Genomic DNA, 22,556 nt, shown 5'->3' with positions numbered 1-22,556 from the left:
GCCTGGGTGGCGCGATTCTACGCTTGGCGTTCAAATCGAATCCCCATAGACTCGCGACCCCATGGACGTCCAGATCGCATGGGCCGAGCGCTACTTCCGCGCCGGCCAAATCAAGAGCGCAGAACCGCTGCTGCGCCAGATCGTAGCCAAGCCGAACCCTCCGTCCAAGGCCTACGAACTGCTGGCCTACATCTGCGGCAACCGCGGCGAGACGGAGGCTTGCGAGGAATACCTGACGAAGGCCGCCCAGCTGTCCAAGTGCTCGCCGGAGTGCTTGTTCTATCTCGGTCGTGTGCAGCTCCAGAGCGGCCGGGCGCGCGAGGCGACGACTTCATTCGAACGCTCGCTCAAAGCGGGCGGCGACTACTTCGAAGCGCTCCACGAACTCGGTGTCGCCTATGCCGCTTTGCACGAGGACGAACGCGCCGTGGCCGCGTTTCGCCGCGCCGAGCGCAAGAATCCGCGTTCGCCGTTGCTGTTGCACAACCTCGCGAATGCCTTGACCGGTTTGGAGCATTTCAACGAAGCGCTGGATTGCTACGACCGCGCCCTGGCGCTGGAACCGGATCGTGCCGGCGCCTGGAGCGATCGCGGCTCGGTACTCACTCGCCTCGGCCGCGGGCTCGAAGCGCTGCAGAGCTACGACCGCGCGCTGGCCCTGGACCCCGGCAATGTCGCCGTCCTGGAGGATCACGCCACCAGCCTGCTTGCGATGCGGCGCTATCCGGAGGCGCTGGCGGCCTACGAGGCGTTGGCGAAAGTGGCTCCGGACAGCGACTACCTGCCCGGCCACCTGCTGCATCTGCGCATGCACGAGTGCATCTGGCAGGACTGGGAACGCGACACTCAGGGATTGTTGGCGCGGGTCGGGCAGGGCGAACGAGTCGCGACCCCGTTCTCGTTGATGGGAACTCCGGCGGATGCTGCGACGCTGCAGGCCTGCGCGCGAACCTTCGCCGAGAGCAGGTATCCGGCGCGCGACGACGACGAGTCGGCAGCGGCGAGTGCGCCGCCTGGTGACGCCAGCCGAAAGCTTCGCATTGCCTACTTCTCCTCCGACTTCCGGAACCACGCGACATCGCAACTCATGGTCCGGCTTTTCGAATGCCACGACCACACGCGGTTCGAGTGGTTCGGCTATTCGCTCGACCGCGGCGAAGGCGACGAACTGGGTCGCCGGGTCAGCGAGGCCTTCGATCATTTCATCGAGGTCGGCGATCACAGTGACGCCGAGATCGCCGACATGGCACGCGAGGCGGGCATCGATATAGCTGTCGATCTCAACGGCTTCACACAGGGTTTTCGTGCCGGCATCTTCGCCCGTCGCGCGGCGCCGCTGCAGGTCAACTACCTCGGCTTCCCCGGGACGATGGGTTGCACCTACATGGACTACCTGATCGCCGATCCGCGCCTGATACGCAGCGGCGAGGAGGCGCACTACACCGAGAAAGTGGTGCGGCTACCCGAAAGCTACCAGGCGAACGACAACACCAAGCGAATCGCAGGAGACGTGCCTTCCCGAGAAGCCATGGGCCTTCCGGCGCAAGGCTTCGTCTTTGCCTGTTTCAACAACAGCTTCAAGCTCACGCCCGACGTATTCGACGTCTGGATGCGCCTGCTGCGCGATGTGCCTTCCAGCGTGCTGTGGCTGCTGGCGGGCAGCGAGCGCATGCAGGCCGAGGTCGCCGCCGAGGCGAAGGCGCGCGGCGTGGCGTCCGAGCGCATCGTCTGGGCCAGCCGGGCACCCCTGGCCGAACACCTGGCGCGCCACGCCCATGCCGACCTGTTCCTCGATACCTTCCACTGCAATGCGCACACCACCTGCAGCGATGCGCTCTGGGCCGGCCTCCCGGTGCTGACTTTGGCAGGAAGCACCTTCCCTGCACGCGTGGCGTCCAGCCTGCTGCATGCGGCTGGCCTGGATGAGCTGGTCACGCACAGCGTGGCCGACTACGAAGCGGCGGCACGAAGACTCGCAAACAACCCGGATGAACTGGCAGGCCTGCGCGATCGCCTGCGCGTGGACCGCGACCGGTTGCCGCTCTTCGACACGCCGCGCTTCGCTCGCCACATCGAGGCCGCCTATGAGGCCATGGCGGAGCGCAGGCGAAATGGGCTCGAGCCCGATCACCTTTGGATCGACGCGTTGCCGATTTGAAATGGCCCGGCCACGCGGCGGAGGCTTCCACCCCTCGTTCTATCCGGCGGTACGCAGTTTGCGTTCGGCCCGTTCGCGCAACAGGTCGTAGATCGGCGGGATGCCGAGCAGGTTCATCACCACCATGGCGCCAAAGCAGGCAGCCAGCATCGGCAGCAGCAAATTGACGCTGCCCGTCATCTCCACGGCCAGGCAGATGCCCGTCAGCGGCGCACGGACGACTGCGGTGAAGAATGCGGCCAGGCCGACTACGGCGTAGGCGGTCGGAGACGCGCTGTCCGGAAACCACTGCCCGTACAGCCGACCGAAGACGAGGCCGATCTGCGCGCCGAGGACGAGCATCGGCGCGAACAGGCCGCCGGGCGTGCCGGCCGCATAGGAAAGCGGACCGAACGCGAACCGGAATGCAAAGATCAGGCCGATGGTGGACAGGGATCCGGCGTTGAGCAGCGCTTGCTGCGTGAGCGCGTCTCCGCCTCCGACCCATTGGGGCGCCAGCCAACCCAGGAGGCCGACGCCGACGCCGATCAACGCCGCCCGAGCCGCTACCGGAATCCCGTCAGCCTGATCGGCCATCGCCAGTGCGCCCATGACGGCGCGCGTGTAGGCGGCAGCCGCGAGCGCTGCAACGACACCGAGGGCCACATGGACCGGCACCGTCGCGAAGCCCGGGAAGGCTTGCGCCGGCACGGCGAAATCCGGCTCCACGCCCACGAACACGCGCGCCACAGCGATCGCGCCCGCCGAGGCGCCCAATGCCGCGGCTGCGGTGCGCGTGTCGAAACGCCGCAGCAGTTCCTCCAGCACGAACACAGCGCCGGCGATCGGGGCGTTGAAGGCCGTGGCGAGCCCCGCGCCCGCGCCCGCGGCGAACAGCACGCGGGCGTCGACCTGACCGCGCCGGAACAACCGGCCGATCAGGTCCGCGATCGAGTGACCCATCTGCACACTGGGCCCTTCGCGACCGAGGGCGAGGCCGGAGCCGATGGCGAGCACTCCGCCGACGAACTTGACGATGGCGGTGCGCACGGGTCGGCCCGGTTCGCCGCCGTTGATCGCCGCCTCGACCTCAGGGATGCCGCTACCTGCCGCATTCGGGGAAATCCTGCTCACCAGCGCTGCGGCAAGCGCAGTCGCCGCAGCGGTGCTGGCGACGACGAGCAAAAAGCCGACGAGCCCCTCCTGATGCGCCCAGGCAATGTACTCGCCTCGCAGCGCATCGGCCGCTTGAAGCAGGCGCCTGAATACGGCGCAGACGAGCCCCGTGGCACATCCCACAAGCAGCGACAGCAGCGCGAGAACCAGCGTGCCGGCTCTGCTGTCGTCCTGATCGAGGTCTGGCGCCATATTGTTGTCACTAGAGGGGACTGCCTGCAGTGAGGCGATTTTGCAAGCTGGAGCACGTGCTGGTCTCACTATCTGGCGACCGTTTCGGCGTGTTACCAATCTTGCGCCGAAGCTTGCAGGGCACCAGCGTCGGCTGGCACTGTCGATTTCAGCGCTTGAAATCTGCCGCTCGATTGCCTTGGCCTGGTCGTCGTCGGCGCCGGAGTAAAGTGCTCCACTCGCAGGACTTCAGCGGAGGGCGCATGACGCATCGGTGGCCTGATGATCCACTTGGGCGCAATGAACGGCGTCATCGTCGATCCTTCGGCCCGGCGGGCGGTATGCGGCGGCGGCGCGACCTGGGCGAACATCGACGCGGCGACGCAGCTGCACGGGCTGGCGACTCCCGGCGGCTTCATCAGCCACACCGGCGTCGCGGGTCTCACGCTCGGGGGCGGGATCGGGTGGCTCACCAAGATGGCCGGACTCTCGTGCGACAACCTCGTGGCCGCTGAAGTCGTGACCGCGGACTCGCGCATCGTCCGCGCGTCAGCGGAAGAAAACCCCGAGCTATTCTGGGCGCTGCGGGGCGGCGGTGGCAACTTCGGCGTCGTCACATCATTCGAATTTGCTCTTCACCCCGTGGGCCCTCTGGTCAACCTCGGGCTGTTCTTCTTCGGTCTCGACAACGGGTCCGAGGCCTTGCAGTTCGCCCGCGGATTCGTCAAGACCTTGCCCACCGACGCGACCGCCTTCCTGGCGATCGGCTTGAGCGCGCCACCCGCGCCATTCGTGCCCGAACAGTATCGGTTTCGGCCCGGGCATGCGCTGCTGGTCGCGGGCTTCGGGTCGGCCGAGGCGCACCGCGAGGCCGTGGCCCCGATCCGCGAGGCCGTGACGCCGCTTTTCGAATTGGTCACGCCGATTCCCTACGTCGCGCTCCAGCAGATGTTCAACGAAAGCGCCACCTGGGGCACGCTCGGCTACGAGAAGGCCCTCTACCTCGACGAGTTGTCGGACGCGGCGATCGCGGTCATCGGCGAACACGTGCCGAAGAAGAGCTCTCCGCTGTCGTTCTGCCCGACGTTCATCATGCCCGGCGCCTACTGCACGCCTGGCGACGCCGACACGGCCTTTGGCGGAAGCCGATCTGCAAGCTACGTGTTCAACATCGGAGCCGCCGCCCTTGACCGCGAGTCGTACGAAGCCGATCGAACCTGGGTGCGCAATTTCTGGGAAGCGATGCGACCACATGCGACGGGGTCGGGCGGCTACGTGAACTTCATGATGGAGGTTGACGACGACCGCGTGCGCGCCTCGTACGGCGAGGCCAAGTACGAGCGCCTTGCACGCATCAAGGCCGAATACGACCCGGACAACATCTTCAGCCTCAACGTCAACATCAAGCCGACGCCGCAGGCTGCGTGAGATTCGGCTGGAATGCCATGGCCAGTTCGATAGCCTCGTCGATGTTCGGTATCCGCCCCTCCGCGAAGGCCGCCTCGACCTCTTCCTTGTGGCGATCGAACCAAAGCCTGGCCCTGCCGAGCTCCACCATGTTGGCGCTCGCGGACCGGAGTGAGCCGATCGAGTCATATACAGTGCGCACTTGCTCTACGCCGATGACGCGCAGCAGGACAGCGGTGCGAAAACCGTCGCCCAACGATTGATATATCGCCAGCGCTTGCTTCCACAAATCCAGCGCGAGTTCATTCTTGTGTTCCTCGTGCTTGTTTTGCCCCATATGCCAAAGCGTGAGGGCGACGCCCCAGAGGTCATCGACTTCGCGCATCATGCGCTGGCTCTCTGCGAAACGCTGGTCGGCCAGTGCGAAGTCCCGCTCCTCTACTGCGGACACGCCCAAGAAGTCGAGCGCATACGCCTCGCAGCGGCGATCTCCGCAGGCTTGGGCCATCTCCAAGCCTTGATGCAAGGCCTGCTGCATCGTGGACCTGTCCCCCTTGAAAAAGGAGATGTAGCCCAGGAAGAACAGCGCCCATGCATGGTCGGCAGGGTACTCGGCGGCATTCGGCGCCGCCATCGCGCGACGTAGCCAAAAGACGCCTTCGCTGTATTCGCTGCGGATGGCCCAGTATCGTCCAAGGCGGGATGCCAATCGAAGCCCAGGCAGCGTTCTGTGAGCGCTGGCCGCCCATTCCAGCGCCGCACGAACGTTGTCACCCTCCGTCTCTATCGCCTGAAGTGCAGCGAGCTGACCTGCCCCATACAAGCGCGGTTCGGCACCTTCGACGAGCTCCACGAAATGGTCGAGATGGCGATCGCGAACGACATCCAATTCCCCCGCCTCGACCAGCTTTTCAACGGCGTACTGGCGGACGGATTCGAGCAGTTGATAGCGCACCTTCTCTTGCTCTTCCCGCACGCCGACCAGCGACTTGTTGACCAGATGGCTCAGTGCCTCCAGCACGTCGATCTCGATCTCCGCACCCGACGCAACAGCCTCTGCGGCAACCAGCGTGCAGCCACCCGCGAACACGGAGAGCCACCTCAACAGTGCACGTTCGGGCGCTGGCAGAAGATCGAAGCTCCAGTCGATCGCGGCCCGGAGCGTCTGCTGGCGCGGCATGGCCGTCCGGCTGCCTCCGGTAAGCAAGCGGAATCGGTCGTTCAGGCGCGCAAGAATCTGATGGACGCTGAGCACCTTGGCGCGGGCTGCCGCCAGCTCGATCGCCAACGGTATGCCGTCCAGCCGGATGCAGATCTCCGCAACCGATGGCAGGTTCTGCCTGTCTGCTGCAAAGGACGGCTGGGCCGCAGCCGCCCTCTCGACAAACAACCGGACTGATTCGTATTGCAACAGAGATTTGGGCTCGGCGAGCGGGCTGGCGCCGACTTCAGGCATCGTGAGGGGACGGACCTGAAATACGAGCTCGCCTGGAACGGCCAGTGCCTCGCGGGTGGTGGTGAGAACCGTGATCGCAGGACACCGTGCCAGCAGCCGCTGGGCGAGTCGCGCCACTGCCTCGATCATGTGTTCGCAGTTGTCGATGACCAGCAGGACCTGCTTGTCCTTCAGGAAATCCGTTAGCACATCTTCGGGCTTGCGCACGCCCTCCTCACGCAGCCCGAGGGCATGGGCAACCGCACTCGGCAGAAACGTTGGGTCGGACACCGGCGCGAGTTCCACGAACCGTGTCCCGTCGACGAACGCATCGGCCACCGACGAGGCGACCTGAATCGATAGCCTGGTCTTGCCGGAACCTCCCGGACCCGACAAGGTGAGCAGCCTGGTCAGACGCAACTGCTCACGGATCGCGGCAAGTTCAACTTCACGGCCGATGAAGCTGGTGAGCGGGATGGGGAGGTTGTTCGGTGTCGCGCGCTGTGCCCCGAGGGACGGAAACTCGCTGCGCAGCCCGGGTGCCGCGAGTTGAAAGATTCTTTGCGGTTGCGCGAGATCCCTCAGTAGATGCTCGCCCAAGTCACGCAACGTCACCTCCCGGGGCAGGCGGTCGCTCACGAGCTCAGCCGTCGTCAACGACAACAACACTTGGTCGCCGTGGCCAGCGGACAGGATGCGCGACACACGGCTCAGCGTGATCCCAGAGACGCGGATCCCATCGCATCGGGGAAGTGCTGCCATAGCCTGGTGCTGCCCTCGATGTCGGTGAACAGAAAGGTGACCGTGCCCGTGGGGAGTTGCGTCATAGGTCACCGCGGGACGCAAATGGGCGCACCGTCCGACAGAACGCCCGCGATCCCGGCGCGGGGAAACGGCCGGTCGGCTTGGTTCATCGGTGGTGCAGGAACTGGTGACGGCATCCATTGTCGCGTGCATCCGCTGTGGATGACAATCATCTCCTCGCCAGAGAGCATGAGTTCGACGAGGCGATTTGAACGCTCCATACCTCGGTCGGCGCTGGCGAACAGACAGTCACGGCCAATCGCTGACCTCCACCACGTCCCGAAAGTGTTTCCACGGAAGCGCCATCGTCGTAGGATGAGACGCCAGGAGCGGGGCGCTTCCCTCATGGAACTTTCCCAACCCGCTCTCGGGTGGAGAAATGCCATGCCTACGTACCAATATCGTTGCTCAAAGTGCGGCGCGGTTTTCGAGCACATCGAACACGTCGCCGAGCATGAGACTGCTCGCCTGCGTTGCCCGAAGTGCGCCAGTGAGGCCGTTGAACACCAGCCGACGCAGTTCTTTGCGAAGACTTCCAAGAAAAGCTAGGCCATCCACCCGAATCCGCCGCCGCCGCCGCGCGCGCGCCGACCAGCACAGCGGGCCTCTATTCCACCGTCACGCTCTTCGCCAGGTTGCGCGGCTTGTCCACGTCGGTCCCGCGCGCGCATGCCGTGTGATAGGCCAGCAGCTGCAGCGGCACGACGTGCAGCAGCGGCGACAGCGCACCGTAGTGCTCCGGCATGCGGATCACGTGGACGCCCTCGCTGTTCTCGATCCGCGTGTCGCCATCGGCCAGCACGTAGAGCACGCCGCCGCGGGCGCGCACTTCCTGCAGGTTGCTCTTGAGCTTCTCGAGCAGCGCGTCGTTCGGCGCCACCGTCACGACCGGCATCTCGCTGGTCACCAGCGCCAGCGGCCCGTGCTTGAGTTCGCCGGCGGCGTAGGCCTCGGCGTGGATGTAGGTCACTTCCTTGAGCTTGAGCGCGCCTTCGAGCGCGATCGGATAGTGCAGGCCGCGGCCGAGGAAGAGCGCGTTCTCCTTGCGGGCGAAATCCTCCGACCAGCTGATGATCTGCGGCTCGAGCGCCAGCACCGACTGCAGCGCCACCGGCAGGTGCCGCATCTCCTTGAGGTAGCGCGCCTCGTCGGCATCGCCGAGCCGGCCCTTGGCCTGCGCCAGCGCCAGCGTGAGCAGGAACAGCCCCGCCAGCTGCGTCGTGAATGCCTTGGTGGATGCGACGCCGATCTCGACCCCGGCACGGGTGATGTAGGCCAGCTTGCATTCGCGCACCATCGCGCTGGTGGCCACGTTGCAGATGGTCAGCGTCTGCTCCATGCCCAGCGACCGCGCATGCCGCAGCGCCGCCAGCGTGTCGGCGGTCTCGCCCGACTGGCTGATGGTCACGACCAGCGTCTTCGGATCGGGCACCGAGTCGCGATAGCGGTATTCGCTGGCGATCTCGACCTGGGTCGGGATCTTCGCGATGCCCTCGAGCCAGTACTTGGCGGTGCAGCCGCTGTAGTAGCTGGTGCCGCAGGCCAGGATCAGCACGCTGTCGATTTCCTTGAAGACGCGCCATGCCGCCGCGCCCGGAGCACCATCGACGCCGACGCCGTCGAACAGCTCGGGCACGATGCCCTCGACGCCTTCGAGCGTGTCGGCGATCGCGCGCGGCTGCTCGAAGATCTCCTTCTGCATGTAGTGCCGGTAGGGGCCGAGCTCGGCGGCGCCGCTGTGGGCGTGCACGGTGCGCACGGTGCGGGTCACCGGCTTGTGCGCCCGGTCCACGATCCAGTATTTGCCGGGCTGGATGTCGACCACGTCGCCCTCCTCGAGGTAGACGATCTGGTCGGTCACGCCGGCCAGGGCCATCGCATCGCTGGCCAGGAAGTTCTCTCCGCCATCCTGGCCGACGCCGAGGATCAGCGGCGAGCCGGCGCGGGCGCCGACCACCCGCTGCGGCTCGTCGCGGCAGATGGCCGCGATCGCATAGGCGCCGTGCAGCTGCTTCACGCTGGTCTTCACGGCCTCGAACAGGTCGCCGTCGTAGTGGCTGTCGATCAGGTGGACGATGACCTCGGTGTCGGTCTGGCTCGCGAACACGTAGCCCTTGGCCTGCAGCGCGGCGCGCAGCGCCTCGTGGTTCTCGATGATGCCGTTGTGCACCAGGGCCACGCGGCCGGGCCGGCCGGTCTCGGCATCGGCGCCCGGGCCGTGGCTGAAATGCGGGTGCGCGTTGTGCACCGCCGGCGCGCCGTGCGTGGCCCAGCGCGTGTGGGCGATGCCGGTGCTGCCCTCGATCTGGTCGTCGCGCACATGGGCCAGCAGGTCGGCGACCCGCGAAGTGGTGCGCGCGCGCTGCAGGCCGTTGGCGTTGACGGCCACGCCGCACGAGTCGTAGCCGCGGTATTCGAGCCGCTGCAGGCCCTGAACAAGGACCGGGACGATATTGCGACCGGAAACGGCGCCGACGATGCCACACATGTGATCTGCTCCTGAGGTTGGAGCCCAGATGCTAGGCTTCGCCGGTTGAAATTTGAGATCGAATTATCATATTTTTTGTCTAGATATTTCATGAATCCAATGGCATCAAGTTTTCTTTCATAATCCACATTGAAATGAAATTTGAAGACCTGGACGACATCGACCTTCGCCTGCTCGACGCCTTGCAGCGCGACACCTCCGCCAGCAACCAGTCGCTGGCGGAGCGCCTGAACATCTCGCCCCCGACCTGCCTGCGTCGGGTGCGGCGCCTGCGGGCGGGCGGATGGATCGCCAGCGAGGTCGCGATCCTCGACCCGGTGCGGCTCGGGCCGCTGCTCACCGCGGTCATCGAGGTCTCGCTCGACCGGCAGGATGCGGACTCGCTGGAGGCCTTCGAGCGGCGAGTCGCGCCGGACGACGCGGTGCAGCAGTGCTACCGCGTCTCGCCGGGGCCGGACTTCGTGCTGATCGCGACCGTGCGCGACATGCCCGCCTACCAGGCGCTGGCGCAGCGGCTTTTCACCAGTGACGCCAACGTGCGCAACGTCAAGGCCTTCTTCAGCCTGCACCGGGCCAAGTTCGCGCCGCGGCTGCCGCTGCCCGCCCCGGCCTGAGGCGCGACGCGGCTCAGGACTTCGGGGCCTTCTGCGGCCGCTGCCAGTCGGCGTAGCTGGCCTGCTTGGCGCGCGAGATCGTCAGGGCGCCGGGCTCGGTGCTCTTGGTGATGGTCGAGCCGCCGCCGATGGTGCCGCCGGCGCCGATCGTGATCGGCGCCACCAGCACGCAGTTGCTGCCCACGTGGACGTCGTCGCCGATGATCGTGCGGTGCTTGTTGGCGCCGTCGTAGTTGGCCGTGATGCTGCCGGCACCGTAGTTGACGCGCTGGCCGACCGTGGCGTCGCCCAGGTAGGCCAGGTGGTTGGCCTTGGCCCCGGCCGCGAGCGTGGAGTTCTTGACCTCCACGAAATTGCCGATATGCACCTCGGCGCCCAGCCGGGCTCCGGGCCGCAGCCGCGCGAACGGCCCGACCAGGGCACCGGCGCCCACCGTCACGCCGGCCTTCTCGCCGTCGATGTGGGTGAACGGATGGATCACGGCGCCGGTCTCGATGCGCGCGTTGGCGATCACGCAGTTGGCGCCGATGCGCACGTCCGCACCGAGCGAAACCGCGCCCTCGAAGACGCAGTTGACGTCGATCTCGACGTCGGATTCGCAGACCAGCGTCCCGCGCAGGTCGAAGCGCGCCGGATCGGCCAGCCGGACGCCCTGCGCCATCAGGGCGTGGGCCTGGCGCAGCTGGTGGGCGCGCTCCAGCGCCGCCAGCTGCGCCGGGCTGTTGACGCCGGCCACCTGCAGGGCATCGTCGGTGCGGTGCGCGACCACCGGGACGCCGTCCACGGCGGCGAAGCCGACGATGTCGGTCAGGTAGTACTCGCCTTGCGCGTTCCTGTTGTCCAGTCGCGCCAGCCAGGTCTTGAGCAGCCGGGCCGGCACCGCCATGACGCCGCTGTAGATCTCGCGGATGGCGCGCTGCGCCTCGGAGGCGTCCTTTTCCTCGACGATCGACTGGACCTCGCCTTCGGCGTCCTGCTGCCCCTGCACCCGGACGATGCGCCCATAGCCCTGCGGGTCGTCGACCTCGATGGTCAGCAGCGCCAGCCGGCGGCCCGCGCTCTCGGCCACCAGCGCGCGCAGTGTGTCGGCACCGATCAACGGCACGTCACCCGACAGCACCAGCACCGTCCCATCGTCGGGCAGCAGCGGCGCCGCCTGCTGCACGGCGTGCCCGGTCCCGAGCTGCGGCATCTGGCGCGCAAATTGCGGCGTCACGCCGGCCACGGCGCCCTCGAGCGCCGTCTCGACATCGGTGGCGCCATGGCCGGTCACGACCACGACATGGCGGGCGCCGATCCCGGCCGCGGTATCGATCACATGGGCGACGAGCGCGCGCCCGCCCAAACGATGCAACACTTTAGGCAGGCTGCTTTTCATGCGCGTGCCCTTTCCGGCCGCCATGATGACGACGTCGACCGGCTCCTGGTTGTCCTTCTGAATCTGATTCATGCCACTTTCCCGAATGCGTTGCGCAATGCTGGCGCGGATTATCGGCGCGCTGATGGCCGCCGCGCTGCTCGCTTCCTGCAGCGCGCTCAAGCTCGCCTACAACAACCTGCCCGAAGTCGGCTACTGGTGGCTCGACGGCTACGTCGACTTCGACGACGCGCAGACGCCGCGGGTGCGCGAAGAACTGCAGCAGCTGCTGGCCTGGCACCGGCGCAACGAGCTGCCGAAGCTTGCCGACCTGCTGCAGCAGGCCCGGTCCCTGGCGCCGGGCGAGATCACGCCGACGCAGGCCTGCGACTTGCTCGACGCCTTCCGGGCGCGCTTGCTGACGGTGGCGCAACGCGGCGCGCCGGCCGGCGCCGAACTCGCGCGCAGCCTGAGCGAGGCGCAGTTGCGGCAGATCGAGCGCAAGTACCAGAAGACCAACGCCACCTACGCCGAAGACTGGCTCGCGCGCAGCCCGGCCCAGCAGCGCGAGAAGCGCTACGACCAGTTCCTCGATCGCAGCGAGGATTTCTACGGTCGGCTCGACGCCGGCCAGCGCGAGCTGCTGCGCCAGCAGGTGGAACGTTCGGCCTTCGATCCGCTGGCGGTCGACGCCGACCGCAAGCGGCGCCAGCAGGACGTGCTGGCCCTGCTGCGCCGGGTCCAGACGCAACAGCTGCCGCCGGGCGAGACGCAGGCGCTGATCCAGGCCTACGTGCGCCAAGTGGCCGAGCCGGCGCCAGGCCCCGCCGCCGCGCGGCAGGCGGCGATGATGCAGGAGGCCTGCGACACGATGGCGGTGCTGCACAACCGCACGACCGCGGCTCAGCGCGAGAAGGCGGCGCGGCGCTTGCAAGCCTACGCCAACGACCTGCGCCAGCTGGCGGATGCGCAAGGCGGCGCCGACACACCCTGAACGCGCCCTGAACCCTACCTTTAGAACGTTTGTTTACAATCAGGCCCAAATCGTAACCAGATCCATGACCATCACGCTCTGCACTCTGTTCGAAGGCAACTACCACTACGGCGTTGCCGCCCTGTCGAATTCGCTGATCGCCTCGGGCTTCGTGGGCGACTTCTGGGTCGGTTACCGCGGTGAACTGCCGGCGTGGATCGCGGACTCCCCCGACTTCGACCGGGCCAGCGGCGAATTGCGGGTCGCGCCGACGCTGAAGCTGCACATGGTGGAAATCGACACCCCGCTGCACTTCGCGTACTACAAGCCGACCTTCCTGCGCCAGGTCTTGGAGCACCACGCACCCGAGGCGACGCGGGTCGCCTACCTGGATCCGGACATCGTCCTCAAGTGCACGTGGCCAGCATTCGCCGCCTGGTTCACGGACGACGGGATCTCGCTGTGCGAGGACGTCAACCCCAACTTTCCCGAGCGGCACCCGAAGCGCCTGCAGTGGCAGCGCTTTTTCGCGGCGCACGGCGTCACCTCGCAGCGCAGCATCGGGCGCTACTACAACTCCGGCTTCATCGCCGTCCCGCGCGCGCACATCGAGTTCCTGGGTCTGTGGGGCCACTTGTGCGACCTGGTGGTCGACCACAACAAGGGCGTCAAGCACTTGAAGGCGGGCGATGCGAACTCCATCTTCCATTCCACGGATCAGGACGCGCTCAATTTCGCCCTCACCGTGAGCGAGGTGCCGCTCAACACGGCCGGGCCCGAAGCGATGGACTTCTTGCCGGGCGGCTACTACCTGTCGCATGCCATCGGCTGGCTCAAGCCGTGGGACGGCAAACACATCCTGCAGGCACTGCGCGGACAACCGCCGCGGCTCGCGGCCAAGGCGTACTACCAGTTCGCGAATGCGCCGATCAAGGTGTGGGGGGACGGCGATCTCGCGTGGCGGCGGATCAAACTGAAGATCGCCACCGCCATCGGCCGCGTCTACCGCTCGGCCTGACCCTGCCGGACTCGCGGCCTCAACGCTTCGCGGGGGGCTCGGTGACCCACAGGCCCGCGAGCCAGCGCGCGCTGCGGTCCAGCCCTTGCGCAGCGCCCAGCGGCGGCGCATAGCCGAGCACCTCGACCGCGCGATCCATCGGCAATCGCGTCGCGCAAGTGTGCAACTGGCTGATCTCGTAGTCCGCCGATGGCGAAGGCGCCTGCGGCAGCAGGAAGCCACTCGCGATCGGGGGTGCCGTGTAGCGCTCGAGACCGGCCTTCACCGCATCCTTCAGCCGCCGGCTGAACATCGGAAGGATCATCCGTGACGCCGGCACCTGCTTGGCCCACGCCACGCGGTCGCGCAGCGAGCGCGTCGGCATGCCCGCCGCCGGCACCTCGCGGAAGTCCGACATGTCGAAGCCGAGCGCCTGCGCCAGCGGCTGGTAGAACTCGCGCCACGTCATGCAGGTGCTGTCCGCGACATAGAAGGCGCCCTCGGCCGCGCGCGCATGCGTGAGGCCCAGCTCGATCGCATGAATCAGGTTGTCGACGTAGATGTGGTTGCAGAACCCATGGCCGCCCTCGACCAGGAACGCCTGCTTCGAATGCAGCGCGCGCGGCAGGCCGCCGAACCACTGGCAGCGCGGCCCGTAGACGATGYCCGGCCTCAGGATGCAGACCTCCACGCCCGAGGCTTCGCGCAGCACGCGCTCGGCCCGCACTTTGGCGTTGTTGTAGTCGTTGGGCTGGTCGTCCTTGAGCGGCGTCGCATCGTCGGTGCCTGCCGGCGGGTTCTGCCCGTGCACGGAGGCGCTGCTGAGGTAGACGAGCCGGCGTACGCCCGCGGTCTTGCAAGCCTGCACCGCAGCCTGCGCGGCGGCGACGATCTGCGCGGCATCGCCGACGATCGCATGCACCATCGCGTCGCAGCCGCGAACCGCTTCGGCCAGCGAGGCCGCGTCGAAGATGTCGGCCTGCTTCCAAGACGGCAACGCAAAACGCGCCATGCGGGCGAGGCTGTAGGGGCTGCGCACGATCGCACGCACATCGTGCGTGCCGCCGAGCACCCACTTCTCCATCAGGCGGGTGCCGACGAATCCGGAACCTCCGAGCACCGCGACTTGCATGGTCACGCCGCCTCCACGAGCTGGTGGGCGCGGACGGACTCTTCCGGATCGAAATAAGGCATGTCCATCAGTCGCTTGCGGGCGTACATGGTTTCGACGAGCGACAGCGCGGCCATGGCCGTGCCGCCGCTGACGCGGGGCTTTCGGTTCTCGCGGACCGCATCCACCACGTCCTTCCACTGCGCGGTGAAGGCGCCGAGGTACCCGTGGGCCGGGGTGGAGTACGTGGCGGTGCTGCCGTATTGCAGGCGGCTCGTTGCCAGCTGCGGGACGGGCACGCCGTCGATCTCGATCAGCAGGTCGGTCGCCTGCCCGGTGCGCCACGTGACGGTCGCGCGTTCGAACTCGACGCGATAGCAGTTGGCCAGCTCCACATCCCAACTGAGGCGGATGTCGGCCTCGGTTCCGCCGGGCCAGCGCAATTTGGCGGCGCTGTTGATCTCCACGCCTCCCATGGCATCGTCGGCATAGTCCACGACCTCGGGCAGGCCGAGCCACGACACCAGGATTTCGAGCATGTGGATGCCGATGTCCAAGGTGACGCCGCCGCCGCCCTCCTGCCGGGTGAAGAAACCCGCCGTCGCGGCCGGCCAGCGGAACATGCCGCCCTCGTCGGCCACGATGCGGCGCACCGGCCCGAACACCCCGGAGGCGATCATGGTGCGAATGGTCTCGATGGCCGGGAAGAAGCGCCGGAAGTGCCCGACCGCGAGCATGAGGCCCAACCGATCCGCTTCGCTGCGCATGCTGCGCGCCTCGGCGACGGTGGCACAGATCGGCTTTTCGACCAGCAGGTTGTAGCCGCGCCCGAGCAGCGACAGCGCGAGATCCGCATGGCTGCGCGCCGGCGTCGCGATCAGCGCGATGTCGGCTTCGCGCGCGTGCTCGAGGTCGTTGTAGCACTTGGCCGAGGGGAAGAGGTGCTGGCAACGCGCCAGTCGCTCTTCGCTGCGGTCCACCAGGCCGACCACTTCGAGCCACCCTTGCCGCTCTGCCGCGCGCGCCGCCGGGCCCTGGTATTCCTCCACCACCGCGCCGCAGCCGATGATGAGGACCTTGAGCGGAGCCTCCGCCTTGTTCTCGATTGCGCTCTCGCTATTCATTTCTTGATCCGAAAAACCAGTCGTAGTTGCCGGACCAACAGGACGGGATTGCGCAGCAGGATGCCGGCTGCACGCAACTTGCCGCCGGGTGAGCGGACCACGTCCCGCAGCAGCGGCCGCATCGTCAGCGAGAAGCCGGCGAAGCCGGCACGCCTCGCCTCGCGGCACGCACGGCAGTCCGCATGGGCGGGCGCATTGCGGCCGATGACCCGGCTCCCGGCGCGCCACATCACTTCCACGTTCCTGCTCATGCTGCCCGGCACGATGCGGTAGACGCTGCGCATGTCGCGTGCGAGCCCGAATTTGCCGCCAGCCGCGGCGATGCGCAGCCAGAGGTCCCAGTCCTCGCAGGAGCGCAGGCTGACATCGAAGAGACCGACTTGCGAGAGGATCTCGCGGCGTATGACGAAGGTGTTCGGGGGGCCGATGCAGCTCCGCAGCAGCGTGTGCAAGGCATCGACGGAGAGGTCCCGCCCGCCGAACTCGCTGATGACCGTGTCCCCGCCTTCGTCCACCACGTCGGCATAGCCGTGCACCACATCGAGGTCTGGGGACTGCGCGAAGGCGCGCGCCGCCGCGGCGAGCATGCCGGGGCGCAGGAAGTCGTCCGAATCGAGGAACAGCAGATACCGGCCGCTCGAGCGCAGGATGCCGCGATTGCGGGCCGCGCACAGCCCCGCATTCGGCTGACGGATCACGATCACGCCTTCATAGCGGCTCGCGACTTCGGAGGCGTTGTCAGGCGAACCGTCGTCCACCACGATCACCTCGAGATCCACGTCGCGCGCCTGCGCCAGGGCCGCCTCGATCGCCTTCGGCAGCAGATGCGCCTGCTTGTAGCACGGGATGATGACGCTGAACTCCGGCATCAATGCGACCCTTGCCGCCGCCACAGACTGGAAACACCGTCCCGCAGCACCAGCGGCCAGAAGCACACCGGCAGCCGCGCCACTTCGCGCAGCGCCGCCGAGATCGACGTGCGCGCGCGCTGGCGCAGCATCGGTGCGAAGGCCATGTTGTAGACGTAGCGCGCGCCGCCCTGCAACGCATGGCGCGCAGTGACGCGACGCAAGGTCGGCGAACCGACCGGCAGGCGAGACGCCATTCCGACCACCTGCCGGATGCCTCGCCACATGGCCTGCCCGTTCTTGCTCAGCGAGCCGCCGCGCAGGCGGTACACCGCGAGCGAGTGGTCCATGCGAACCCACTTGTCGGTCGCCGCCGCGATGCGCAGCCAGAGGTCGAGGTCCTCCGCGTGATGAAGCCCGGGCCGGAACAGGCCGGTGCGCGCCAAGACCTCGCGCCGCACGATGACGCCGTTGGTCGGCACCGGTTCTCCGCGCAGGACGCTCAGGAAGGCCGTCGGTTGCAGGCTGGGCGCGCCATGGCGGTCGACCGGACGGCCTTCGTCGTCGACGACCTGCATGCCGCAGACGAACACATCGGCATCCGGATTCGCAGCCAGCGCCGACTCGAACGCTGCGCGGTAGCCCGGCAGAAGCAGATCGTCGCTGTCGAGGAACAGCACGAATTCCGCCCGGCTTTCGAGGATCGCGCGGTTCCGCGCCACCGAAGGGCCGGCATTGCGCTGGCGGATCACGCGCACGCCTTCACAACGCTCGGCGTAGTCGGCCGAGCCGTCGCTGGAGCCGTCGTCCACCAGCAGCACCGGAACACGGTTGTCCCCCCACGCCGAGGCGAGGGTTTCCGACAGCGTCGCGGCAGAGTTGTACGAGGCCGTGAGGGCTTCCAGCGTCGCCATGGCTCACGCCTGTTGCGAAACGATGCTGTGGGCAGACAGGCGGCTCGCGAGCCTCAGCACACCATGGCGGCCTTCATAGGCGCGCGGCGCACCGGGCAGGGCGACGGGATGCACTTCGAGTTGCACGCACTCCGGCGCGGAAAACACTTCCTTGCCCGCCACGTCGTGCATATAGAAATCGATGAAGTAGCGGCCCGGCATCAGGCTCATGCGCTCCAGCGCGAGCCGGAACGTGAAGCGCCCGTCGTAGCGCTGGAAATCCACCGATTCCTCGGGTCCCCAGACTTCGGAAAGGGTGACGCCGTTGGAGTCGTGCCAGCGGAAGAACGGAATGCACAGCGGCGTCGGTTCGATCGCCTCGAGTTCGAACTCGATCTCCAGGGGCTCCAGGAAATCGATGTCGCCCACGGCCGTCTGCGCGCCGTTGATCAGCAGGTCCACCAGTTGCAGCTTCGACGACTTGCCGTACCGCGCCTGCACCGCAACCGGCGCCCGCGTCGCGTATTCGGCCAGCACCTCGTCGACCGAGCCCTGGCGCTTCAGCTTGCCGCCCTGGAGCAGCAGGCCCTTGTTGCACAGCGCCTTCACCGCGGCGATGTTGTGGCTCACGAAGAGCACCGTCTTGCCTTCCTGGCTGCTGACGTCCTTCATCTTGCCCAGGCACTTCTGCTGGAACTGCGTGTCGCCGACCGCGAGCACCTCGTCGACGATCAGGATCTCGGGGTTCAGGTGCGCGGCCACCGCGAACGCGAGGCGCACGTACATGCCGCTCGAATAGCGCTTGACCGGCGTGTCGAGAAAGCGCTCGACCTCGGCGAAATCGACGATGGCGTCGAACTGCCGGTCGATGTCGCGCTCGCGCATCCCGAGGATCGAGCCGTTGAGGTAGATGTTCTCGCGCCCGGTGAGCTCGGGATGAAAGCCCGTCCCGACCTCCAGCAGCGAGCCGACCTTGCCGTACAGGCGCACTTCGCCCGCCGTCGGCTCGGTGATTCGGCTCAGCACCTTCAGCAGCGTGCTCTTGCCCGCGCCATTGCGGCCGACGACGCCGACCACGTCGCCCTTCTTGACGTCGAACGACACGTCGTCGAGCGCCCTGAAGGTCTCGTACTCCTGGCGGCGGAAGACGTTCTTGAGCGCCGCGAATGCGGCCTCGGTGACCCGGCTGTGCTGGGCCATGTGCGCGATGCGGTACTCCTTGCTGAGTCCACGGACGGAAATCGCCAGATCAGATGACATCGGCAAATCTCCGCTCTGCGCGTTGGAAGATCATGGCGCCCACGGCGAACAGCACCACGGAAACCACGGCGCTCCAGACCACCGAGCCCCAGTTCATCGTCGGCGTGCCGAGCACGGCCCACCGGAACGATTCGAGGATGCCGACCATCGGGTTGATCGCGGCGAGCCATTGCGCCGACTGAGGAATGCTCGATGCAGCGTAGGCCACCGGACTCGCCCACAGCAGGAACTGGCTGAGAACCGGAATGACGTAGCGCACATCGCGATAGCTGACATTGAGCGCCGCGGTCCAGAAACCGAGCCCGAGCGCCAGCAGGATCGCCATGAGCATCGAGACCGGCAGGAAGAGCAGCGCGAAAGTCGGCGGAATGCGGTAGATCACGAGCAGCACCGACATGACGACCGCGCCGACCCCGAAGTCCAGCAGCACGCCGCGCACCGTCGACAGCGGCAGCACGATGCGCGGGAAGTAGATCTTGCTGACCAGCCCCGAATTGCCGACCAGCGAATCGCTGGCCTTCTGGAAGATCTGAAGGAACGTGTTCCAGATCAGCAGGCCGGCAAAACCGAAGACGAAGTATGGAATGCGCGCGTCGCCGGTCGGCAGGTTGGCTACCGCCCCGAAAACGAAGGCAAACAGCGCCGCACCGATGAGCGGCTGCAGCACCACCCAGAGCACGCCGACCGCCGTCTGCCTGTAACGCAGCCGCACGTCGCGCAGCGCGAGGATGCGCAGCAGGTCGCGGTACTCCAGCACATCCCGCCAGGGGAAGAAAGCCGCACGACGCTGCGGCTTGATAACAAGGTGAGGTTCACCTGCATTCGACATTGACGAGAGACCTTCCGAGCCTGAGAGAGCACCGAGGAGTCCTGCGAGACAGCCTCAGAGACATTAGTTGCACGATGATACACGTCAAGATTAACTCTTAACTACTAACATTCGGCCGACTGTGCGAAACGACACGGTGTTATGCCTCTCGCAGTATCTGCCGAAGGCGGTGTTGACTGCAGCGCGCGCCGAAACATCACGGCGACGGCTCAGATCAGCGGCAATGGCTGCATCGGCCGTTCGAAATAGTCGCCCAGCGTCTCCAGGGCGTGCGGCTCCAGGATGCGCAGCCAGCCGCTGTCGAGCTTGTAGAGCCCCAGGCGCTGCAGGCGCCGCAGCGTCTTGTTGGTGTGCACCAGCGACAGGCCCAGCGCATCGGCGATGTGCTGCTGGTTGAAGGGGAACTCGGTCCAGCCGTCGCGCACCATGCCGGCGCGCTCGGCACGCCGGTACAGGTGCATCAGCAGCATCGCGACCCTTTCGCTTGCATTGCGCCGGCCGGCCGTCACGAGGTTGTCGTCGACCAGCTTCTCTTCGCGCGCCGCCAGCCAGGTGATGTGATAGCCGAGCTTGGGACGGGCATGGAACAAGTTCCACAAAGTGTCGCGCTCGAAGCTGCACATCGTCGTATCGGTCACGGCCTCCACACCGTGCGTGTGGCCGTCGGCGAATTCGTCCTGCAGGCCGATGAAATCGCCCGGCAGCAGGAAGCCGAGGATCTGGCGCCGGCCGTCGCTCAGCGTCTTGTAGCGAAAGGCCCAACCCGAATACAGCGTGAAGAGCTGGGGCGAGGGCCGGTCCTCGCTGACGATGACGCCGCCGGCCTCGACCACCCGGGTGCCGCTGCGGAACGACTGGATGGTGCGCACCTCGTCGGAGCCGACCGCGAGAAACGTGGGGTTCGCGCGCAGCGTGCATTCCTCGCAAGGGTGGGCACACCGCGGGGGGTGGGATGGCGCTGGATAGTCCTCGAACTTCACTCGAACACTATAGGGCAGAGCGCTGTGTCTTTTGACGTTTTCTAGGGGCGGGACGACTCCTACACTTCGGGCGCCCTCCCTCGGACAAAGAATGCCGGAACTCGAAGAAATCCTCTATTGCAGCCTGTTGGCAGCCGATCAACCCACCCATGTCGTCGGCCGTATCGTGACCCAGGCCCGTTCGCGCAACGCCAGCGCGGGCATCACGGGCATCCTGGTGTTCGACGGCATGCGGTTCTGCGAGCATATCGAGGGGCCGGCGGAGCCGCTGCGCGCGCTGTGGGCGAGGCTTCAAGCCGACCCGCGCCATACCGACGTGCGCGTCCTGCACCAGGGCAGCGTGGCCGCCCGGCGCTACCAGCGTTTCGAAATGGGGCTGGCCGAGGTTGAGTTCGAGGACGACCTGGCCGGCATCGCGCAACTGCAGGGCGGTGAAGCCCTGCAGCGGTTCCTCGCGCTGCGGCCACGCTTCGACATCGGCGGCTGAGCCTCGGGCGCTCGAGGCTCAGGCGGCGTCCCAGCTGTAGGTGGCGCCGTGGCTGTCCCACGGTTCCATCACGATCCGCTCGCCGGCGGCCACCGCCAGCGACTCGCCGGGCGCCAGCACCAGGTCTTCGCTGCCGGCATGGGCGGTGGCGTCGCGGGTCACCCAGACCCGGCCCTGGCGGATGCGCAGCACGCTCGCGCCCGACGCCTTGAGGCTCATGGCGTGGCCGGCATCGAGCTGCCAGGCACCGCGGCGCACGGCCGGCGGCACGGCAGCCGGGCGGGCCAGGGTGGCGGACGAAAGCGAGGGCGAGGTGTAGACGGCGGACATGGGGGACTCCTGAGGTGACTGTGCGCAAAGGCGCGCTTCGGGAATGAATGATCTTCCTCGGCTCGTTGGCGGTCCAATGAAAACGCGGTAGCCTACTGATTCCGGTTTCGCATCAATCCACCTTCGGCCGAGGCCCGTCCCGTGCTCCATTCCCAGACCCATCTGCGTTCCAGGCCGATCTCGGCCGGCCACCTGCGCGCCTTCGAGGCGGTCGCCCGGCACCTGAACTTCCGCGCCGCCGCCGAGGAAATGGCCCTGACCCAGTCGGCCGTCAGCCGCCAGATCCAGTCGCTCGAAGAAGAGGTCGGCGTCAGCCTGTTCCTGCGCCATACGCGGGCGGTGGAGCTCACCGGCGCCGGGGCCCAGCTGCTGCTGGCGGTGCAGCAGTCGCTGCCGCGCATCGACGGCGCGGTGCGCCAGATCCGCCAGAACGCGGGCCGCAAGAGCGTCTCGCTCACCACCTTCGCCTCGTTCGCGTCGATGTGGCTGATCCCGCGCCTCGAGGCCTTCCAGCGCGACAACCCCGAGATCGACATCCGCATCGACGCCAGCGACGTCGCGCTCGACATGGACATCGCCGACGTCGACATCGCGCTGCGCTACGGGCCGCGCGAGCACATGCCGCCGGGCGCGCACCGGCTGTTCGGCGAAACCATCACGCCGGTGGCCAGCCCCTGGCTGATCAAGAGCAACCCGGCGATCAAGGCGCCGGCCGACATCGCCCGCTTCACCTTGATCGAGGCCGGCGACGCCCATCGCACGCACCTCGAATGGCTGACCTGGCGCCGCTGGTTCGAGGTCAACGACATGCTGCGGGCCCAGCCGCGGCGCTGGCTGTACTTCAACTACGCCTACCAGATGGTGCAGGCCGCATTGACCGGCCAGGGGGTGGTGCTGGCGCGCAGTTCGCTGATCGCCGAGAGCCTGGCCAACGGCGACCTGGTCGAGGTGCTGCCGCACCACCGCATGGATTCGCCGATGGCCTACTGGCTGATCACCGGCCCGCGCAGCGCGCCCCGGCCCGAGATCCAGGCCTTCTGCGAGTGGCTGCAGGCCCAGGCCGAGACGACCCGGGAAACGATCGGCGAGGTGCCGGACCCCGACACCGTCGACCAATTGGACTGAAAAGCGTGGC

The 22,556-nt window shown here is 67.0% G+C and carries 20 protein-coding genes; 8 read left to right on the top strand and 12 right to left on the bottom strand.

Going from position 1 to position 22,556, the window contains the following annotated elements:
• Positions 1 to 61: 61 nt before the first annotated feature.
• Positions 62 to 2,158 carry an O-linked N-acetylglucosamine transferase, SPINDLY family protein gene (locus AC1DF3_RS15625; protein WP_478140105.1) on the top strand — a complete coding sequence of 699 codons (2,097 nt, stop codon included), beginning with the start codon at positions 62 to 64 and terminating at the stop codon, positions 2,156 to 2,158.
• Between the two features lie 39 nt (positions 2,159 to 2,197).
• Here the strand turns inward: AC1DF3_RS15625 and AC1DF3_RS15620 are convergent, their stop codons facing one another.
• Positions 2,198 to 3,505 (bottom strand): ClC family H(+)/Cl(-) exchange transporter, encoded by a 1,308-nt coding sequence (locus AC1DF3_RS15620; protein WP_478140104.1) that lies wholly within the window; start codon positions 3,503 to 3,505, stop codon positions 2,198 to 2,200.
• A gap of 261 nt (positions 3,506 to 3,766) precedes the next feature.
• On the opposite strand from AC1DF3_RS15620, the gene AC1DF3_RS15615 reads away from it, so the two are divergent.
• Positions 3,767 to 4,912 carry an FAD-binding oxidoreductase gene (locus tag AC1DF3_RS15615; RefSeq protein ID WP_478140103.1) on the top strand — a complete coding sequence of 382 codons (1,146 nt, stop codon included), beginning with the start codon at positions 3,767 to 3,769 and terminating at the stop codon, positions 4,910 to 4,912.
• Here the strand turns inward: AC1DF3_RS15615 and AC1DF3_RS15610 are convergent.
• Entirely contained in the window at positions 4,887 to 7,088 is a 2,202-nt protein-coding gene (locus AC1DF3_RS15610; RefSeq protein ID WP_478140102.1) for an ATP-binding protein, read from the bottom strand. The two genes, AC1DF3_RS15615 and AC1DF3_RS15610, sit on opposite strands and share 26 nt — an antisense overlap.
• An 18-nt stretch (positions 7,089 to 7,106) precedes the next feature.
• Here AC1DF3_RS15610 and AC1DF3_RS15605 point away from each other — a divergent pair, with 18 nt between their 5' ends.
• Positions 7,107 to 7,679, top strand: a complete 573-nt coding sequence (locus AC1DF3_RS15605; RefSeq protein WP_478140101.1) for an FmdB family zinc ribbon protein — start codon at positions 7,107 to 7,109, stop codon at positions 7,677 to 7,679.
• 58 nt (positions 7,680 to 7,737) lie between these two features.
• On the opposite strand, the gene glmS is transcribed toward AC1DF3_RS15605, so the two are convergent.
• Positions 7,738 to 9,618, bottom strand: coding sequence for a glutamine--fructose-6-phosphate transaminase (isomerizing) (glmS, locus tag AC1DF3_RS15600; RefSeq protein WP_478140100.1), 1,881 nt, complete (start codon positions 9,616 to 9,618; stop codon positions 7,738 to 7,740).
• A gap of 134 nt (positions 9,619 to 9,752) precedes the next feature.
• On the opposite strand from glmS, the gene AC1DF3_RS15595 reads away from it, so the two are divergent.
• The gene (locus AC1DF3_RS15595; RefSeq protein ID WP_478140099.1) at positions 9,753 to 10,232 is read left to right on the top strand and encodes an Lrp/AsnC family transcriptional regulator; all 480 of its coding nucleotides are present in this window, start codon (positions 9,753 to 9,755) and stop codon (positions 10,230 to 10,232) included.
• Positions 10,233 to 10,245: 13 nt separating this feature from the next.
• Here AC1DF3_RS15595 and glmU read toward each other — a convergent pair whose 3' ends face one another.
• On the bottom strand, positions 10,246 to 11,682 hold the full coding sequence (glmU, locus tag AC1DF3_RS15590; RefSeq protein ID WP_478140098.1) for a bifunctional UDP-N-acetylglucosamine diphosphorylase/glucosamine-1-phosphate N-acetyltransferase GlmU: 1,437 nt from the start codon (positions 11,680 to 11,682) through the stop codon (positions 10,246 to 10,248).
• Positions 11,683 to 11,707: 25 nt separating this feature from the next.
• Here glmU and AC1DF3_RS15585 point away from each other — a divergent pair, with 25 nt between their 5' ends.
• Positions 11,708 to 12,583 (top strand): DUF6279 family lipoprotein, encoded by an 876-nt coding sequence (locus tag AC1DF3_RS15585; protein WP_478140097.1) that lies wholly within the window; start codon positions 11,708 to 11,710, stop codon positions 12,581 to 12,583.
• Between the two features lie 64 nt (positions 12,584 to 12,647).
• Positions 12,648 to 13,580 (top strand): hypothetical protein, encoded by a 933-nt coding sequence (locus tag AC1DF3_RS15580; protein WP_478140096.1) that lies wholly within the window; start codon positions 12,648 to 12,650, stop codon positions 13,578 to 13,580.
• Positions 13,581 to 13,599: 19 nt separating this feature from the next.
• Here the strand turns inward: AC1DF3_RS15580 and AC1DF3_RS15575 are convergent, their stop codons facing one another.
• The 7 genes from AC1DF3_RS15575 to AC1DF3_RS15545 all read right to left on the bottom strand — a co-directional run bounded on the left by AC1DF3_RS15575 (position 13,600) and on the right by AC1DF3_RS15545 (position 20,604).
• Positions 13,600 to 14,691 (bottom strand): NAD-dependent epimerase/dehydratase family protein, encoded by a 1,092-nt coding sequence (locus AC1DF3_RS15575; RefSeq protein ID WP_478140122.1) that lies wholly within the window; start codon positions 14,689 to 14,691, stop codon positions 13,600 to 13,602.
• A 2-nt stretch (positions 14,692 to 14,693) separates the two neighbouring features.
• Positions 14,694 to 15,794 (bottom strand): Gfo/Idh/MocA family protein, encoded by a 1,101-nt coding sequence (locus AC1DF3_RS15570; protein ID WP_478140095.1) that lies wholly within the window; start codon positions 15,792 to 15,794, stop codon positions 14,694 to 14,696.
• Positions 15,791 to 16,663 carry a glycosyltransferase gene (locus AC1DF3_RS15565; RefSeq protein WP_478140094.1) on the bottom strand — a complete coding sequence of 291 codons (873 nt, stop codon included), beginning with the start codon at positions 16,661 to 16,663 and terminating at the stop codon, positions 15,791 to 15,793. Before AC1DF3_RS15565 ends, AC1DF3_RS15570 begins: the two co-directional genes overlap by 4 nt.
• The gene (locus tag AC1DF3_RS15560; protein ID WP_478140093.1) at positions 16,663 to 17,556 is read right to left on the bottom strand and encodes a glycosyltransferase; all 894 of its coding nucleotides are present in this window, start codon (positions 17,554 to 17,556) and stop codon (positions 16,663 to 16,665) included. Before AC1DF3_RS15560 ends, AC1DF3_RS15565 begins: the two co-directional genes overlap by 1 nt.
• 3 nt (positions 17,557 to 17,559) lie before the next feature.
• Positions 17,560 to 18,795: an ABC transporter ATP-binding protein gene (locus tag AC1DF3_RS15555; RefSeq protein WP_286533865.1), complete on the bottom strand. Its 1,236-nt coding sequence runs from the start codon at positions 18,793 to 18,795 to the stop codon at positions 17,560 to 17,562.
• Complete coding sequence (locus tag AC1DF3_RS15550; protein WP_478140092.1) at positions 18,785 to 19,624, bottom strand: ABC transporter permease; 840 nt, start codon at positions 19,622 to 19,624, stop codon at positions 18,785 to 18,787. The genes AC1DF3_RS15555 and AC1DF3_RS15550 overlap by 11 nt, the downstream gene beginning before the upstream one ends.
• Positions 19,625 to 19,833: 209 nt before the next feature.
• Positions 19,834 to 20,604: a Crp/Fnr family transcriptional regulator gene (locus tag AC1DF3_RS15545; RefSeq protein ID WP_286533867.1), complete on the bottom strand. Its 771-nt coding sequence runs from the start codon at positions 20,602 to 20,604 to the stop codon at positions 19,834 to 19,836.
• Between the two features lie 91 nt (positions 20,605 to 20,695).
• Between AC1DF3_RS15545 and AC1DF3_RS15540 the strand changes: the two genes are divergently transcribed.
• Positions 20,696 to 21,091: a BLUF domain-containing protein gene (locus AC1DF3_RS15540; RefSeq protein WP_286533868.1), complete on the top strand. Its 396-nt coding sequence runs from the start codon at positions 20,696 to 20,698 to the stop codon at positions 21,089 to 21,091.
• A gap of 18 nt (positions 21,092 to 21,109) precedes the next feature.
• Here the strand turns inward: AC1DF3_RS15540 and AC1DF3_RS15535 are convergent, their stop codons facing one another.
• Positions 21,110 to 21,421: a DUF2917 domain-containing protein gene (locus tag AC1DF3_RS15535; protein ID WP_286523751.1), complete on the bottom strand. Its 312-nt coding sequence runs from the start codon at positions 21,419 to 21,421 to the stop codon at positions 21,110 to 21,112.
• Positions 21,422 to 21,562: 141 nt separating this feature from the next.
• On the opposite strand from AC1DF3_RS15535, the gene AC1DF3_RS15530 reads away from it, so the two are divergent.
• Positions 21,563 to 22,546: a LysR substrate-binding domain-containing protein gene (locus AC1DF3_RS15530; protein WP_286533869.1), complete on the top strand. Its 984-nt coding sequence runs from the start codon at positions 21,563 to 21,565 to the stop codon at positions 22,544 to 22,546.
• The last annotated feature ends 10 nt before the right edge of the window (positions 22,547 to 22,556 follow it).

This window comes from Variovorax sp. 10N432 (assembly GCF_056394465.1).
This window is presented reverse-complemented; position numbering and strand designations above follow the sequence as displayed.